Genomic DNA, 1167 nt, shown 5'->3' with positions numbered 1-1167 from the left:
CATCGGCGGCTACTGGAAGGCCCGCAAGGCCTTCGTCACCGCCGTCGGCGGAGCCCGGCCCCCCGGCACCACCCTGATCACCGAGGACTTCGCCGTACCGCCGTCACGGCTGGCCGAGGCCTGCGAGGCGCTCCTGGCCCTGCAGGCGGAGCACGGCTTCGACGCGGCCGTCGCCGGGCACGCGGCCCACGGCAATCTGCACTTCCTGCTGGCCTTCGACGCCGCCAGGCCCGGGGACGTCGACCGGTACGCGGCCTTCATGGAGGCCTTCTGCCGGCTCACGGTGGAGCGGTTCGACGGCTCGCTGAAGGCCGAGCACTCCACCGGCCGCAACATGGCCCCCTTCCTCGAGCTGGAGTGGGGTCCCCGGGCCACCGACCTCATGTGGCGCACCAAGCGGCTGATCGACCCGGAGGGCATCCTCGCCCCGCGGGTCCTCCTCGACCGCGATCCCCGGGGGCACCTGCGCGGCCTGAAGACGATCCCGCGGGTGGAGGCGGAGGCCGACCCCTGCATCGAGTGCGGGTTCTGCGAACCGGCCTGCCCCAGCGCCGACCTGACGACCACTCCGCGCCAGCGGATCGTGCTGCGCCGCGAGATGGTGCGCCAGCCGCCCGGCTCCCCCGTCCTGGAGGCGCTGCTCGACGCCTACGGACACGACGCCGTCGACACCTGCGCGGGCGATTCCCTCTGCGGGCTCGCCTGCCCCGTCGGCATCGACACCGGCGCGCTGATGCGGGACTTCCGTCACCGGCGGCACGGCCCGGGCGAGGAGCGCGCCGCCGCCCTGGCCGCCGCGCGGTTCCGTACCGTGGAGGCCGCCGCCCGGCTGGCGGTGGCCGCCGCCGGCCGGATGGGCGACCGGGTGCCGGCCGCCCTCACCCGGGCCGCGCGCAAGGCCGTACGCCCCGACCTGGTGCCGCAGTGGCTGCCGCGTATCCCCGGAGCCGCCGCGCGCCGGCTGCCCCCGACCCGGCGGGTGGGCGCGGCCGCCGTGTACTACCCGGCCTGCGTCAACCGGATCTTCGGCGGCCCCGCGGGCCGTCCCGGGCCGTCGCTGCCCGAAGCGGTGGCCGCCCTGTCGGAGCGGGCCGGTCTGTCGGTGTGGATCCCGCGCGACGTGTACGGCACCTGCTGCGCGACGATCTGGCACTCCAAGGGGTAAGG

Annotated in this window: 1 protein-coding gene; it reads left to right on the top strand. The window is 76.1% G+C overall.

Features of this window, described 5'->3' with window-relative positions:
- On the top strand, positions 1-1165 hold a 1165-nt coding region (locus VR44_RS26375; RefSeq protein WP_045950100.1), incomplete at its 5' end, for an FAD-linked oxidase C-terminal domain-containing protein.
- Between the last annotated feature and the right edge of the window lie 2 nt (positions 1166-1167).

It is taken from the genome of Streptomyces katrae (assembly GCF_000966975.1).
GTDB classification, from domain to species: Bacteria; Actinomycetota; Actinomycetes; order Streptomycetales; family Streptomycetaceae; genus Streptomyces; species Streptomyces katrae.
The sequence above is the reverse complement of the archived record's forward strand: the minus strand, read 5'-3'. Positions and strand labels throughout refer to the sequence as shown.